The 15,832-nt window shown below is 71.0% G+C and carries 8 protein-coding genes; 7 read left to right on the plus strand and 1 reads right to left on the minus strand.

Annotated elements, in window-relative coordinates; all coding sequences use genetic code 11:
• Genes ABEA43_RS50165 through ABEA43_RS50190 form a run of 6 tightly spaced genes read left to right on the plus strand, consistent with a single transcriptional unit; the run spans position 1 to position 12,066 of the window.
• A complete protein-coding gene (locus tag ABEA43_RS50165; RefSeq protein WP_345573206.1) occupies positions 1-3,105 on the plus strand; it encodes an AMP-binding protein in 3,105 nt (1,034 codons plus the stop codon).
• Entirely contained in the window at positions 3,102-7,007 is a 3,906-nt protein-coding gene (locus ABEA43_RS50170; protein ID WP_345573207.1) for a non-ribosomal peptide synthetase, read from the plus strand. The genes ABEA43_RS50165 and ABEA43_RS50170 overlap by 4 nt, the downstream gene beginning before the upstream one ends.
• A complete protein-coding gene (locus tag ABEA43_RS50175) occupies positions 6,994-8,139 on the plus strand; it encodes an acyl-CoA dehydrogenase family protein (RefSeq protein ID WP_345573208.1) in 1,146 nt (381 codons plus the stop codon). The genes ABEA43_RS50170 and ABEA43_RS50175 overlap by 14 nt, the downstream gene beginning before the upstream one ends.
• The gene (locus ABEA43_RS50180) at positions 8,136-8,996 is read left to right on the plus strand and encodes an acyl-CoA dehydrogenase family protein (protein WP_345573209.1); all 861 of its coding nucleotides are present in this window, start codon (positions 8,136-8,138) and stop codon (positions 8,994-8,996) included. The genes ABEA43_RS50175 and ABEA43_RS50180 overlap by 4 nt, the downstream gene beginning before the upstream one ends.
• The gene (locus tag ABEA43_RS50185) at positions 8,993-10,804 is read left to right on the plus strand and encodes a non-ribosomal peptide synthetase (RefSeq protein ID WP_345573210.1); all 1,812 of its coding nucleotides are present in this window, start codon (positions 8,993-8,995) and stop codon (positions 10,802-10,804) included. Before ABEA43_RS50180 ends, ABEA43_RS50185 begins: the two co-directional genes overlap by 4 nt.
• Positions 10,801-12,066: an MFS transporter gene (locus ABEA43_RS50190; protein ID WP_345573211.1), complete on the plus strand. Its 1,266-nt coding sequence runs from the start codon at positions 10,801-10,803 to the stop codon at positions 12,064-12,066. Before ABEA43_RS50185 ends, ABEA43_RS50190 begins: the two co-directional genes overlap by 4 nt.
• A 766-nt stretch (positions 12,067-12,832) precedes the next feature.
• Here ABEA43_RS50190 and ABEA43_RS50195 read toward each other — a convergent pair.
• Positions 12,833-14,140, minus strand: a complete 1,308-nt coding sequence (locus ABEA43_RS50195; RefSeq protein WP_345573212.1) for a hypothetical protein — start codon at positions 14,138-14,140, stop codon at positions 12,833-12,835.
• Positions 14,141-14,448: 308 nt separating this feature from the next.
• Here ABEA43_RS50195 and ABEA43_RS50200 point away from each other — a divergent pair, with 308 nt between their 5' ends.
• Entirely contained in the window at positions 14,449-15,777 is a 1,329-nt protein-coding gene (locus ABEA43_RS50200) for a tyrosine-type recombinase/integrase (RefSeq protein WP_345573213.1), read from the plus strand.
• Positions 15,778-15,832: the final 55 nt, after the last annotated feature.

Genomic DNA, 15,832 nt, shown 5'->3' on the forward strand with positions numbered 1-15,832 from the left:
ATGGACGCCATCTCCTGCGCCTCCGGCCCGGCGACAACGCCCGGGCCGGCTCCGGCGCCCGGCACGGACATGGCCGCTCTCTTCCAGGAGGTCGCCCGCCGCCGTCCGGACGCGCCCGCGATCGTCACCGGCCAGGGCACCCTCACCTTCTCCGAGGTGAGCGTCCGGTCCGGGGAGCTCGCGGCATTCCTGCGCGACCACGGGGCCGGGCCGGGCCGAATCGTGCTGCTGAAGGGGGACCCGGCGCCGGAGGCGGTGATCGCGATCCTGGCCGTGCTGCGGACCGGCGCCGCCTACGTGGCCGTGGAACCCGGCACTCCGGCCTCGTGGATCGACGCCATCAGAGCGGAGGCCGGACCGAGCGTCATGCTCGCAGTGGAACCGGACGACGACCCGCACTGGCTGCGCCCGCCCGCGCCGGGCACGTATGGCGGTGGGCCGCCCGAGCCCATGCCCGGCGAAAACGACGGCGACGCGACCATGTACGTCGTCTTCACGACCGGCAGCACCGGTCGCCCGAAGGGGGTCGTCACCACGCACCGGGCCTGCCTGGCCCGGCTGGCCCAGATCTGGCGGGCCTACCCGGCGGCCCCGGACGAGCGGGCCTGCCTCAGCGCGGCGCTGACCTCGTCCGACTCGGTACGCCAGGTCTTCGGCTCGCTGCTGGAAGGCACACCCGTGGTCGTTCCCCCGCGCGGCAGCCGCCGCGACCCGACGCGGCTCCTGCCCGAGCTGAGCCGTCATCGGGTGACCCGGCTGCTGGTCACGCCGTCGCTTCTGCGGTCGCTGCTGGCGCTCGCCGAGGATCCGGCAGCCGAGCTGGGCACGGTGCGACGGTGGTTCCTCAGCGGCGAGCCCGTCACGCCCGGACTCCTGCGGCACGCGCGGGCCTGCCTGCCCGGTGCTCGTTTCACCAACCTGTACGCCACCACGGAGACCCCGGTCACGTTCGGCGACGTCACCGAGGAAGAGGATGTGGTGACCGTGGGCCGGCCGCCGGAGGACACGGATCTGCTGCTGCTGGACTCCCGCATGCGCCAGGTCCCCCCGGGCGAGGTGGGCGAGGTGTTCGTGGGGGGAGAAGCCTTGACGTCGGGCTACCTGGGCGACCCGGAGGCCACCCGCGCGGCCTACCTGCCGCATCCCGCGCGTCCTGGCCGGCGGCTGTACCGCACCGGCGATCTCGGGCGGCTCACCGCCGACGGCCGGCTCGAGCTGCGCGGCCGTCTCGACGGCCAGTTGCAGGTGCGCGGCTACCGGGTGGAGGCCGAGGCCGTCGAGGAGGTTCTGCGTGATCATCCGCAGGTCGCCGAGGCGGCCGTCGTCCTGGAGACGATGCCGGAGGGCCGGCAGGCGCTGGTGGCCTTCTGCGCGCCGCCGCCCGGCGGGCGCCCCGACCCCGTGGACGTCCTGCGGCACGTCCGGGGGCGCCTGCCCCACTACATGGTCCCGGCGCGCTGCGTCCTGCTCGAGCGGGTGCCGCTCTCCCGCAACGGCAAGCTGGACCGGCGCCGCCTGTCCGGCCTCGGCGCCGTCCCTGATCGGGACTGCACCCCGTACGGCTCCCCGGGCTGTGACGGCACGCCGGTCCAGCGGCGGATCGCGGAGCTGTGGAGGCAGGCCCTCGGTCACGCACCCGGCCCGGACGCCGACGTCTTCACCGAAGGCGCGGACTCCCTGAGCGCCGCGTCCGTCGTCGGACGGCTGCGCCGCGACGGTTTCGACCTCACCGTGCGGGACGTCTTCACCACGCCCACCATCCGCGCGTTCGCCAGCCTCGCGGAGCGGCGCGCGGGCCGCGTCCGGCGTCAGGAGCCGGGAGGGAGCACCGCGGCGCGGGGCCCGGTCCCGCTCGCGCCCTCCCAACGCGGCATCTGGTTCGACACCCAGCTCGACCCCGGCTCGGACGCCTACACCATCGTCAGGGCCTTCGAGGTGAACGGGCCGCTCGACGAAGCGGCGTTGCGAGCCGGTGTGGAGCATCTGGTCGTCCGGCACGAGGCGCTGCGCACCGGCTTCCCGTGTCCGGATGGCGAGCCCGTCCAGGTGGTCCGCCCGGGACCTCGTGTCGCATGGGTGCGGGGCGACGACCCGGGGCGGTTGCTCGCGGAGCTGGCCGAGCGGCCGTTCGACGTGGAGAGCGGGCCGCTCGTCCGCGCGGCGCTGACCCGCACGGCCGAGTCACGCCACTTCTTCGCCATGGCCTTCCACCACCTCGTCTGCGACGACGTCTCGCTCCAGGTGTTCTTCGACGAGCTCGGCCACTGCTACCGGGCGCTGAAGGCGGGAGCGACGCCCGAACTGCCCGGGCCGCCCCTCGGCTTCAGCGACCTCACGAGGATCCGTCTGGCGGCCGAGCGCGACGCCCGCGACCGGCTGACCGCCTACTGGAAGAACACCCTGGCCGGGCTGCCCGACGGGCTGGGCCTCGCCCGCCATGAGGCGCCCCGCGTCGCGGTGCCGCGATGGGATTGGCAGGTCGGACCCGACCGGCTGGCCGCCCTCATGACGCGTCTGCGCGCCGGCGGGCACACCCTGCCGATGGCGATGGCGGCCGCCTTCGCCGCCGCCCTGCACGAGCACACGGGCCGGACGGACGTCGTCGTGGCGATCCCCATGGCGGGGCGCGACCTTCCCGAGACCGAGCGCGTCATCGGCTGCTTCGTCAACGTCGTGCCCCTGCGAATCTCCCTCGACGGCGGGCCGGATCGCGACACCCTGCTCGGCCGGGTCCGCGAGGCCCTGCTCGGCATGCACGCCCACCAGGAGCTGCCCATCGGCGAGATCGCCGCCGCGGCGGGATTCCGGGGACGGCTGCCCTGGGACGCCTGCCTCAACATCACCCCGCCGGGTACGCCGGCCCCGCAGGCGGACGGCGTGACGTTCGTGCCGCTCCCGGCGCCTACGAAGGCGACCCAGTACGAGGTCGAGCTGGAGATGGCCCATGAGGAGGACGGGCTGACCGTGCGGCTCCGGCTCGGGCCGGCGTTCGGCGAGGCGGACGGCGCGGAACTGGCGGCCCGTGTGGCGCGGCACATCGACGAGTGGACGCGTTCGCCGGCGAACGGCGACGGCGTGAGCACGAGCGAGGAGCGGACCACATGACCTCCCCTGCCCGACCGGAGCTGATACCGCTGTCCTACCAGCAGGAACAGCTCTGGTACCTGGAGAACCTGAACCCCGGTACCCCCACGTACACCATGACCTGGGGGCTGCGGCTGCACGGGGTCCTCGACGAGGCCGCGCTGCGCGGGGCGCTCGACGGCCTGGTCGCCCGGCACGAGACGCTGCGCACCACGTTCACCGACACGTTGGGCGGCCCGCGCCAGGCCGTGACCACCGGCCCGCGGATGCCGCTCACGGTCACCGACCTCACCGGCCTGGATCCGGCCGAGCGGGAGCGGCGGGTCTCGGCCATCGAACTGGACATGGCCGGCTCGGTCTTCGACCTGCGGCACGGCCCGCCGCTGCGGGCCCGGCTGCTGCGCCTGACGTCCCAGGAGCACGTCCTGATCGTCGCCTTCCACCACATCGTCGTCGACGGCTGGTCATCGCGGACGCTCAACGACGACTTCGCCGCCCTCTACAACGGCCGCCGCGCCGCCCGTGAACCCCGCCTGAGCGAGCCCAGAACCTACGGCGACTACGTCAGATGGCAGCGCGACGCCCTGACGGGCGACCGGCTCGCGGAGCTGACCGAGCACTGGAGAAGCCGGCTCGACGGCGCCGTCGCGGCGGAGGTGCCCAGGGACCGGCTCCGTCCCAGCCACGTCCTGCACCGGGGGGAGCACGTCAGGCACCGGATGAACGGCGGGGTCGCCGCGGCGGTCGGGAAGCTGGCCGCCGCCGAGCGGTGCACGCCCTTCATGGTGCAGGTCGCCTGCTTCGTCGCCGTGCTCAACAGGTACAGCGGCCGGGACGACCTCACGTTCGGCATGGTCGCCGCGAACCGCACGCCGCAGGAGTTCGAGGACACGGTGGGCCTGATGGTGAACATGCTGGCGCTGCGCGTGGACGTTAGCGACGACCCCACGTTCGGCGCGCTCGTGCATCGCGTCCGCGACGTCCTGCTGGACGGGCTGGCCCACCAGGAGCTGCCGTTCAGCCACGTCGTGCAGGCGGTGAACCCGGCCCGCGACGCGAGCCGCGCGCCGCTGTTCCAGATCGCGCTCAACTCCGGCACGGAGATCGACGTGGCGCCGGTTCTGGACGGGCTGCGGGTCACCCTGATGCCCGGGCAGACGCGGGCCGCGCGCAACGACCTGACCGTCGAGTTCGGTGAGGACGGCCAGTGCCTCACCGTGACCGCCGAGTACAGCACCGAGCTGTTCGAGCGCGACACCGTCGAACGGCTGCTCCGCCACTACGCCACGCTCCTGACCGGAGCGCTGGCTCTGCCCGGTTGCCCGATCAACCGGCTCCCCATGCTCAACGACAAGGAACAGTGGCAGGCGATCCACGGCCGCAACGCGCACGTGCGCCCCTGTGCCGACGCCGACCCGCTGCACCGGCTCTTCGAACGGCGGGCACGCCGATGGCCCGACCGGCCCGCTGTCTCCGACCCCCGCCGCACGCTCACCTACGCCGAGCTCGACGGGCAGGCCAACCTGCTCGCACACCGCCTGCGCGAGGCGGGAGTGCGGCCCGGCGATCTGGTCGGAATCTGTCTGCGCCGTTCCGTCCGGGTCGCCGTGGCCGTCCTGGCGACGCTGAAGGCGGGGGCGGCCTACGTCCCGCTGGACCCCACGGCCCCGGCCGCGCGCATCACCGCGATCGTCGAGGACGCGCGCTCACCCGTCGTCATCGGCGAGCGCGCGCTGGCGCACCTGGCCGAGCCGTCCGGGGCGGCCGTGCTCGATCTCGACGGCTGCGATCTCGACGGCTGCGATCTTGACGGCGGGGCGCCGGATGGCCCGCCCGACGTCGAGACCCGGCCGGAAGACCTGGCCTACGTCATCTACACGTCGGGTTCGACGGGCCGGCCGAAGGGGACGCTCGTCGAGCACCGCAATGTGACGAGCCTGCTGAACGCGGCGGGGCCGCTGTTCGACCTCCGGGAGAGCGACGTCTGGGCGCAGTTCCACTCCTACGCCTTCGACGTGTCGGTCTGGGAGATGTGGGGCGCCTGGTCGCACGGCGCGCGGCTGGTCATGGTGCCGGAAGAGGTGGCGCGCTCGCCCGAGGAGCTCCGCGAGCTCCTCGTGGCGCAGGAGGTCACCGTGCTCTGCCAGACGCCGACCGCCTTCGCCGCGCTCGACCGTGCCGACGCCGCCGCGCCGGCGAATTCCGCGCTCCGACTGCGGTACGTGATCCTCGCCGGGGAGGCGCTCGACTTCTCCCGCCTGCGCGACTGGTTCGACCGGCACGGCGACCGGGCGCCCGTCCTGGTCAACATGTACGGCCCCACCGAGACCACCGTCTACGTGACCCACCGCGTCGTCACGGCCGGCGACGTGCCGGCGGGCGGCAGCTATCTGGGAATCAGCCTGCACAACGCGCGTAGCTACATCGTCGACGAACGGCTCCGCCCGGTCCCGGTGGGCGTCCCCGGCGAACTGCTCATCGGCGGGGAGTGCGTCGCCCGCGGCTACCTGAACAGGGCCGAGCTGACGTCCGAGCGCTTCATCCGGTATCCGCCGGGCAGCGGGGAACGCTGTTATCGCAGCGGCGACCTCGTCAGGGCGACGTCCGGCGGCGACGTGGAGTACCTCGGCCGCATGGACGACCAGGTCAAGGTGCGGGGGTTCCGGGTGGAGCCCGGGGAGGTCGCCGTAGCCCTCCGGGCGCACCCCTGGATCAGGGACGCCGCTGTGGTCGCCCGGGACGGTGAGAGCCTGTGCTCGTACATCGTCCCTGCCGATGGCCGCACGCCGCACCGCGATGAGCTGCGCGCGTTCCTCGCCCGCAGCCTGCCCCCGTACATGATCCCGGCCGCCTTCGTCCCCATCCAGGCGCTGCCGATGAACCGGAACGGCAAGCTCGACCGCGCTGCCCTGCCGGCGCCGCGCGCCGAGCGGGACCTGCGCGGCGCGCCCGTCGTGCCGCGCACCGAGCACGAGAGCGATCTGGCCCATCACTGGTGCGAGACGCTCGGCCTGGCGGGGGTGGGCATCGACGATGACTACTTCGTGCTCGGGGGTCATTCCCTCGGCGCGGCGCGGCTGATCGCCTGGATCCGCGAGCGGTACGGCGCGGGGCCGTCGCTGAAGGACTTCCTCGCGGCCCCCACCATTCGCGCGCTGGCCGGGCACCTGGCCGAAGGACGCGACGGCACGGCCGGGCATCGCTGCCGGGTCACACTGAGCGACCCGGCCGAGTCCAGGGCGGAGCTGAACCTCGTGCATCCGGCGGGCGGATCGGTCCTGTGTTATCGGGCGCTGGCCAGGGAGCTCTCTCCCGGAATGGCCGTCACCGCCTTCCAATCACCGATGCTGGAGGGCGGCCCGCCGCTGGCCGACGTCGAGAGCACCGCAGCGCACTTCCTGGCGGAACTCGGCGACCGACCGGCACTGCTGGGCGGCTGGTCGTTCGGCGGGATGGTCGCCTTCGAGATGGCGCGCCGCCTGGCGGCGGACGGCAGGTGGACCGGCCCGCTGATCCTCATCGACACGGCACCGCCGGGCAGTCTCGACGAGAACGACGAGACCAGCGCGGCGGAGTTCCAGAGGTACGTCGAGCGCGTCACCGCCACCCGCGCGCTGAACCTCACGGCGGCGGAGCGGGACGCCCACCTGTCGATCTTCCGGACCCACGCGTACGCCCAGCGGGACTACTGCCCCTCCGGCCCCCTGGCCGGCGACATCGTGCTCTTCGCCGGCGCGACCCTGCCCGACCCCGACCCGTGGCGGGCCCACACCACGGGACGGGTGACCGTCCGCCGCCTGCCCGCCGACCACTACGAATTGATGGAGCCGCCGCACGTCGGGGCGATCGCCCGATACACCGCGCAGCGGTTGCGCGCGTACACGAGGGACGGGAACTGCCATGGAACCCATGCTCACGCCTGACGAGCGACGATTCCGCGACGAGGTCGCCACCCTGCTCCGGCGCCCGGAGGTCACGGCGGAATGTGCCACGCTGGCGGACACCCCGGGTAAGGACGAGCACCCCGTGCGGACGTACCGGTTGCTGGGCACGCACGGCATGCTGGCGCCGGACTGGCCACGCCGGTACGGAGGGCTGGACGGTCCGGTGACCTACCAGGCCATCCTCCAGGAGGAGCTGGCCCGCCACGATGTCCCGGACACCGTCTTCATCAACGCGATCAAGAACGCCGGCGCGCTGCTGATGCTGGCCGCCGACGCCGATCAGAAGGCGCGCTACCTCCCCCCGCTGGCGGCCGGAACCGCCACGATGGTCCTGCTCTACAGCGAGCCGGAGGCCGGCTCCGACCTGGCGTCGCTGCGTACCAGGGCGGATCGAGTGGACGGCGGCTGGCAGCTCACCGGCGTCAAGTGCCCCAGCGTCAAGACACCGTTGGCGGCGCACGGCATCGTCGCCGCCCGCACCACCGAATCCGGCCGCCCGGAGGCGGGCATCACCCTCTTCATCGTCCGGATACGGGACGAATCCGTACGCGTGCGACTGCTGGCGACCTTGAATCCCGAGCCCTTCTACGAGGTCACCTTCGACGGAACGTTCGTCGCCGAGGACGACGTCCTCGGCCCCGTGGACGGAGGCTGGTTCATGCTCTCTGCCGGACTGGCGATCGAGCGCACCGGTCTCGACTACAACGCCAAGGCCAGACGCTGGCTCGACGTCGCCGAGGAGCGGATCAGGGCCGTCGCCCCCGGCCGGGCCGAGCTCACCGATCGGCTCGTCGATCTGCGGACGCAGGCGGCCGCCGGCCGGTTGCTCGCGTGGCGGTTGCTGGAGCGGCAGATCGAGGGCGACCTGTCGGCCGAGGAGGCGGCGATGTCGAAGTGGTTCAACGCGGAGCTGGGCGCCAAGGTCGCCAGGCTCTGCCTGGAGGTCGACGGCACGTACGCCGTGCTGGAGCGCGGCGAGCCCGACGCGGCCCGTGCCGGCATGGTCGCCGCGATGCTGAGTGAGGCGCCCGGCCTCCGTCTGTCCGCCGGAACGTCCGAGGTGATGCTGCACATCGTCGCGTCCGGCCTGGGCCTGGGAGCGGCGTCATGAGTGTGACCGATTTCGACGACGAGGGCGCCCACCGCCTCGCCGTGCGGACGGGCCTGGCCTGTGGCGCCTACGCGCCGCTGGAGCAGAGCCTGGCCGCCGGGCTCCTCGCCGCCCACGGCCTGGCATCGGCCGCCGGGGCCAGGCCGTGGACCGCGGAGATCGAGGAGGGCGCAGAAACCGTGGCGCTGCTGCCCGCCGACGCGGCCGACGGCAAAGGAAGGCGCTGGGACCTCGTGGCGGGTGCGAGCGGTGCCGCGCGATTCCTCGCCACCGGTCCGGCCCTGGTGCTCTTCGACCGGGCGGAGGTGAGCTGCCACAGCCGCCGCTGCATCGCGCGTGAGGACTTCCATCGCATCGACGTCGCCGACGCGACCGGCCGGGTGCTCTGCGAACGCGCCGGCTGCGTCTCCTGCGACCTGGCCACCGCGCGGGCGCGCTGCCGCACGGCCGGATATCTCTGGGGGATCGCCCGCGCCTCGATCGACGCGGCCGTCCACCGGACGAAGTACCGCCGCCAGTTCGGCCGGGCCGTCGGCGACAACCAGGCGATCGCGTTCCGGATCGCCGCGCTCACCGCTCGCGCGGAGGCGCTGCGCGGGCTCGGCGAGGCCGTGGCGAGCCGGTTCGCCGACGCGGACGAGCCGCTGCGCCACACCTCGGAGCTGCTCGCGGCCTGCGCCGACCTGGCCATGGAGGCGAGCGCGGAATCCCTGCACCTGCACGGCGCCGAGGGCCTGCTCGCCTCCGCGACGGCCCAGGACCACTACCGCACGGCACACACGTTCGCGGTGCGGCACGGATCACCGTCGCGGCTCCGGCTCGAGCCGCAGCTATACGGAAGGAGCGAATTGCCATGACGACCACCGTGACGACCGGCGCCGTGCAGATCGACCCGCGGACGCTGACCCTGCACGGCCTCGTGGAGCGGCACGCGGCACGAACTCCCCACGCTGCCGCCGTCAGCGGGCCGGACGCCGTATGGACCTACGCGGAGCTTGAGGAGCGGGCCGAGCGCATAGCCGCCGGGTTGCGAGTGCGCGGCGTGGAGCCGGGTGAGCTGGTGGGCATGGCCGTGGAGCGCTCCGCCACGGCCGTGGCCGTGATCCTCGGCATCCTGAAGCACGGCTGCGCGTACGTGCCGCTGGATCCCACCTACCCCGAGGAGCGGCTGCGCTTGATCGTCGAGGACAGCGCGCCGAGCGTCGTCGTCCACGGCGACCTGGAACCGCCCGGGCTCGGGGCGGTCCGCGCCATCGACGCCGGTCACCTGCTCGCCGAGCGGGCCCGGCCGGAGCCCCGCCCCACCGCGTCCGCCGCGTCCGCCGCGTCCGCCGCGTCCGCCGCGTCCGCCGAGGACACTGCCTACGTCATCTACACCTCCGGCTCCACCGGACGGCCCAAGGGCGTCGTCGTCCCCCACCGCGGGATCGTCAACCGCATTCTGTGGGAGAGGGCCGTCTACCCCACGGGCCCGGACGACGCCGTGCTCCTGCACACCTCACTGAGCTTCGACATCTCCCTCTGGGAGATCTTCACACCGCTCAGCACCGGCGCCAGGGTCGTCGTCGCCGACCCGATCTATCGCGACGACCCGCGCTATCTCGTGGACCTCATGCGCCGGGAGAGCGTCACGTGCCTGGCGCTTGTGCCGTCGCTGCTGCAGGCGCTTCTGGATGAGGAGCCCGGTCTCGGCGGCTGCCCGCGGCTGCGCGAGGTGTTCTGCGGCGGCGAGGTCCTGCCGCCGGACCTCGTACGGCGATTCTTCGGCACCGTCGACGCCGGCCTGCACAACTTGTACGGCCCCACCGAGTACTCGATCGACGCCACCTACTGGGACTGCAGTCCCAGCGACGGCGACGCGAGCGTGCCCATCGGCTACCCGCTGGCCAACACCCGGCTCCACATCCTGGGTCAGGACGGCCGCCCGGTACACGACGGGGCCCCCGGGGAGCTGCACATCGCGGGGCTCGGCCTGGCTCTGGGCTATCTGAACCGTCCCGACCTCACCCGTGAACGGTTCGTGCCGGAGCCGTCCGGCGAGGGCCGCATGTACCGGACGGGCGACCTCGTCCGCCGCCGCCCCGACGGGGCGCTGGAGTTCCTGGGCCGCGTCGACGACCAGGTCAAGGTGCGGGGTTTCCGGGTGGAGCCGGGTGAGGTCGAACGTGCGGTCCTGGCGGTCGAGGGCGTGACGCGGGCAGTGGTCGTCACGACAGGCGAAGGGCAGGACGCCCGCCTGCTCGCTTATGTCGTCGCCGAGGAGCGCCCGGAGCGCATCAGGGCGATCCTCGCCGAGCGCCTGCCCGACTACCTGGTCCCCTCCCTCATCGTCCCGATCGATCGGATTCCTCTCGGTCCCACGGGGAAGGTGGACAAGGCCGCTCTTCCGGTGCCCGGCCGCGAGTCCCCGCGGGCCCCCGAACGCGGGAGCCGGCCCGAGGCGGAGGAAGGAGTGGTGGCCGCGATGTTCGCGGAGATTCTCGACCTGGACGACGTTCCCCGCGACGGTGACTTCTTCGCGCTCGGGGGCAACTCGCTGCAGGCCGTGCGCCTGCTGAACAAGCTGCGCAAGCACGCCGCGCCCGACCTGCCGCTGGCCGTCCTGGTGGAGCGGCCGACCGTGGAGGGCATCGCGGCGGCGATCCGCGGGAGCGGTCAGGCGTGAGGGCCGCGGAGAACGTGGCCGGTTGGTGGCGTGGATCGGTGCCGGCCAGGTCACCGGGTCTGCGGCGCATCACGCTGAGCACCCTGCTCTCGGGGACGGCCGACCAGTTCGCGCTCATCGCGCTCATCTGGCTGGTGTTCGAGATCACCGGCTCGCCGTCCGCCATGGGCCTGCTCGTGCTCTGCAACCGGCTGCCGGCGGTGATCTCCGCCCCGCTCTGCGGCCCCCGCCTCGATCGCGGCGACCCGGTGCGGCTGGTCCTCTACAGCTACGTCATCAGAGCGGTGTGCCTGGTCGCGTTCCCGGTCCTGTTCGTGGCCGGGCTGCTGAGCCTGCCCGGCATCCTGGTGCTCGCGACGGTCATGGGCGCGGCCTATCCGCTGGCGGACGTGGGCGGGCGCATGCTCATCCCGAGGGTGGTGGACGAGTCCGACCTGCCCTCGGCCAACGGGCTGATGTCAATGGGGGACCAGTTCCCCTACCTCATCGGGCCCGCGCTCGGCGGCGTGTTCGTGGCGCTGGCGGGGCCGTCCGCTCTGCTGCTGTCGGCGGGGATGTGCCTGCTGGCGATGCTGCTCATGCGCGGCCTGCGCGCCGACGCCCCGGCGACGTACGGCGAGGGGGAGGCCGCGAGCGCGGCGCCGGCGGGGTGGTTCGGGTTCCGTCCCCTGCTCAGCGACCCGGCGGTGCGGGCGCTCGTCCTGCTCACGTTCGTGTACTTCCTGGCGTACGGGCCGCTGGAGCCGGCACTGCCGCTGTATTCGCGGGACGTCCTGGCCGCCGGCGCCGCCGGGTATGGCCTGCTGTGGTCGGCGATCGGCGCGGGCGCCCTCGTCGGGCTGGTCACCGTGCCGTTCCTGGCCCGGCGGCGGCCCGGCGTCGTCAACGCGTTCGGCGCCATCCTCTGGGGCGTGCTGCTGTTCCCGCTGGTCCTGGTCGACTCGCTGCCCCCGGCCATGCTGATCCTCTTCGTCGCGGGCTTCGTCTGGGCTCCCTACGTGGCCACCGAGGTCAGCGTGGTGCAGCGGCGCGTGCCGAGGTCCCAGCACGGGGCGGTCTTCGGCGCGCGCAAGGCCCTGCTCGTCATCGCCTCGCCGTCGGGGGCGGCGTTCGGCGGGCTGCTGCTCGAAGGCATGCCCGCGACGTCCGTGATCGTCCTGTCGTCCGTGACCTGTGTGCTGGCCGGCGTGGCCTGCCTGGCCCTGCCCTCCGTACGCGCCGTCCTCCCGCCGCCGGCCCGGCAGCAGACCAGCGACGCCTAGTTAGACAACAGCCGGACGGCCCTGCCGTCCGGCTCCCTCATCGTCGCCCACTTCTACGACATCGAATCCGGCCGCAAGAACCTCGAAGACCGCGGCCACAGCACCGCCCACGAACGCTTCAAGGACCGTCCTCCTGTGGGCAACTCGGGCCGACGGCGGGGCTGCACACGGCGATCGTGTTCACCCACTGGTCTTTGTATGTGTGCCCCTTGTAGGAATAGGTGATTTCGACTTGGGACCGGGCAGTCCTTCCGGTCGCTTGCGTCACCTGTATGCCTATGAGCAACTCATGGCCCTTCTTTCGCGGGCGACCTTCCTCGGCCGGCAGGACGTATCCTTCGGCGGAGGTGAGAGGCCCAAGGGAGGACTTACGTGGGGGAAAACCGTCAAGCGTCTGCTCAGCGGCGAGCTTGCGCCCATACCCGGCGGCCAACGCCCCGACCTGCCGTAGCCCCTGCCCCTCGAACTCCGATCTGACCCGGGTGATGGTGACGGGGGAGTCACCGAAGTTGTAGAGCACGACCCATCCGTCGGTAAGGGTGGCCCCTTTGTCGCGCCGTAGCGCGTAACCGGTGGGCGGGGCCGACTTCAAGGGGCCCTTTCCGGTGCGCGTACCAAGGGCGGCTCGTCCCTTGTCCTCGACGCTCTCCGTAGCTGGGCCTGGGGGTGTGCCGGCGCAACCCGACGTACACAGGGCCAGGAAGATAAGAAGGCCAATGGGCCGCGCGATGACGAGCGGCCCACGGCTTTCACGCGTAAATCTCACTTAGTACTCTTCCATCACATATGACGCGTAGATCGGAAGGTCCTCCAGGCCACAGATGCTCGCCGTCTTGGCGGGGGTCACGGTGAGCTTCCAGTTCGATCCGTTCGTCGTGCGGGAGTCGAGTTTGACGGTGCCGAAGTCAACGCCGCCGTATCTCGTCCAGGTGGAGTCGCGGGCGACCCATGTGGCACTGGAGATGGACGTGGTGGTATCAGGGTCCGGGCACACTCCCTGGTTTCCGCCGCGCGGGATGATGTCGTTGCCGCCGGCGAATCGGTATGGGCGCCATTCGTACTTCCCAGAGATTCGATTTTCGAGGGTGATGTAGTTCTGGCACCAGAGGTCCCAAGTACGGAATTCGAATTCCGCCTGGAAGTGCGCCGGCTGGAAGTGGCCGATCTCGAAGTTGATGCCTGCGGATACGGTCTGTACCTTGGTGAATCCGACCTTGGCCAGGGCTCCGGCCGCGGCGATGTTGGCCGCGGCTTCGATCTGCGTCGTCTCCGTGGTGCCCCATGCGTAGGTGGCTGAGGTGTCTGGCCCTGTTGCATGTGCACGCAGAGTGACGAGACTTCGCTTGATCGGGATGTTCGTCATCGCGAAGAAGTAGCCTTCGTTGCTGTTGCAGTATTGCGCAGGGTTCGGCATCGCCTGTTGCTGTGGTGTGCCCGGTGAAGAGCCGGCGTAGCCCACCAGTTCAAGTGCGGTTTCGCTCTCCACCGTGACTGGCGGAGCGGAGCCGGACCCATCGAGCACGCGCTGCTGCCTTGTGACGGCCTTGCGGTTTGGTGCAGGCTCGGCCATTGTCCAGCGATTACTCTTGGCGGTAGGAGCGTGCAGGTAGATCCGCCGCCAGACGTTGTGTTGTCCACCCGCCGAGGTGATCAGAGCCGAGGCGACTCCGTTCTCGTCCGCATACCCCGTCAGATCCTGGAAGCGGCCGGAGGCGAAGGCGAAGGTCCCGTCTTGCGCCGTTCGGGTTTCGGCGAGCTTGACATACTCCAACCCAACGCCGATCCCGGCAGGGGAAATGAGGGCACGCGTCGGTTCCAGGTCTATGCGTAGCGGGGTGTCTGGCAAGGGAAGGCTCGCACTGTCGCGAAGTGTTCCGGCGACCAGTGGCACCGAGTCCTGCTGGGTGACGTGCGAGCTTCTTGCCGCTTCCGCGAGGACTGAATTCGGTCTTTGGGTGCCCTTGAGCTGGTGCTCGGGTTCGGTGGCCGCATTCGAGGCGGGGGTTCCGGCGACTAACGTCGTCGCCGCGAGGAGCGCGCAGAGCGCGCCGTGGAGCGCCCGTTGAAGGGGCATGGGATTAAACTCCAATCGCATCGATGATGCGCCACGGACGGGCAACTCTGACAGGCTCCCGTCCGTGGCTACGTCGTGCCTCGCGAAGCCACCAACACCATGCTGGACGGCGGATTGCGACACAAGGTCTTGACAGTGTTCATGGGCCGCTTTACGCGGTAACTGTCATTTTCGCGGTGAACCCTGCGGTTTTCCCATGTGGGAATGGGTGTGGCGCGGCCAGCGATCAAGTCATAAGCGCTTCATAATACGACCGAATTTCTCCACCGAAGGACAGCGCAGTCTCGGCCTCAGGACTGCAGTGGAGTGTGGGCGGCAAAGGGTGGAAGGAGCCCTTCCGCCTTGCTGCTCAGGCCGACGCGTTCCGCTCCGAGCTTCTCACCGCCGCCCGACGTGGCGAGGCGTTCAACGCGACGACTGGCCGCCCCATCTCATGGTCACGCGCCCAGGACACCATGAGCTGGTACGACTTCGCGTGCAAGTTCGTGGACATGAAGTGGAAGGGTGCCGCGCCGAAGTATCGCCAGGACATCGCCCGAGCGCTCACCACCGCAACGCCCGCGATGTACACCACGGAGCGTGGCAAGCCGCAGGACCGCGCGCTGCGCTCCGCGATGCACCGCTGGGGCTTCAACACAAAGCACCGGGAGGACGCCCCAGAAGAAGCCGCCGCGGCTCTGCGGTGGCTCGCGCTGAACACCAAACCGGTATCCGCGTTGGGGGAGGATCCCCTCCTTGTGCGGAACCTGTTGGACGCGGCCGCCTCGTTGCTAGACGGGCAACGCGCCGCCGCCAACACCGTGCGCAAGCATCGAATGCTGCTGTCCAACGCGCTCGACTACGCCGTTGAACTCAAGCTCTTGTCCGAGAACCCGTTCAAGAGCCTCAAGTGGAAGCCGCCCGCGAACACGTACGAGATTGATCGGCGGAGTGTCGTCAACCACGCTCAGGCGAAGGCGCTGCTCGCTGCCGTTGAAGCGCAAGAGCCGAGCGGCAGGCGCCTTGTGGCGTTCTTCGCCCTCATGTACTACGCGGCCCTGCGGCCCGAGGAGGTCGTGAACCTGAGGCAAGACAACATCATGCTCCCGCCCCAGACCAACAATCCCTCGGCAGAGGAAACGAACGACAGCACCGCTGCATGGGGGGAGTTGCACTTGAGGAAGGCCGCGCCCTATTCCGGACGGGAGTGGACCGACACCGGCGCGGCCCGCGAAGAACGCGCCCTCAAGCACCGCGCCGAAGGGCATAGCCGCACTGTCCCTGTCTCGCCGCACCTGGTCCGGATCCTGCGCATCCACCTCGCCGAGTTTGGCGATGGCCCTGGCGAACGGCTCTTCTACGGCGTCAAAGGAGGGGAACTGCCCTTCATCACCTACAGGCGCGCATGGAAGGCCGCGCGTAGAGCCGCCTTGAGTGCGAAGGAGTTCGCATCACCGCTGGCAGCTCGGCCGTACGACCTCCGCCACGCGTGCGTATCGACCTGGCTCAACGCCGGGGTGCCCGCACCCCAGGTGGCTGAATGGGCTGGCCACAGCGTTGACGTGCTCCTGCGCGTCTACGCCAAGTGCGTCGTCGGCCAAGACAAAGTAGCGAAGCGTCGGATCTCTGATGCTTTGAAGGACGATCCAGCGGCGTGAATAGCGAGGGGGCCGGAACTTCCGGTCCCCCTCTCCTTGTATCCGATCTACCTTC

The sequence above is a fragment of the Nonomuraea rosea genome (assembly GCF_039539705.1).
GTDB classification, from domain to species: domain Bacteria; phylum Actinomycetota; class Actinomycetes; order Streptosporangiales; family Streptosporangiaceae; genus Nonomuraea; species Nonomuraea rosea.

Coding starts and splice junctions, on each gene's coding strand:
- ABEA43_RS50165 (WP_345573206.1), top strand. CDS start 1: ATGGACGCCATCTCCTGCGCCTCCGGCCCGGCGACAACGCCCGGGCCG.
- ABEA43_RS50170 (WP_345573207.1), top strand. CDS start 3,102: ATGACCTCCCCTGCCCGACCGGAGCTGATACCGCTGTCCTACCAGCAG.
- ABEA43_RS50175 (WP_345573208.1), top strand. CDS start 6,994: ATGCTCACGCCTGACGAGCGACGATTCCGCGACGAGGTCGCCACCCTG.
- ABEA43_RS50180 (WP_345573209.1), top strand. CDS start 8,136: ATGAGTGTGACCGATTTCGACGACGAGGGCGCCCACCGCCTCGCCGTG.
- ABEA43_RS50185 (WP_345573210.1), top strand. CDS start 8,993: ATGACGACCACCGTGACGACCGGCGCCGTGCAGATCGACCCGCGGACG.
- ABEA43_RS50195 (WP_345573212.1), bottom strand. CDS start 14,140: ATGCCCCTTCAACGGGCGCTCCACGGCGCGCTCTGCGCGCTCCTCGCG.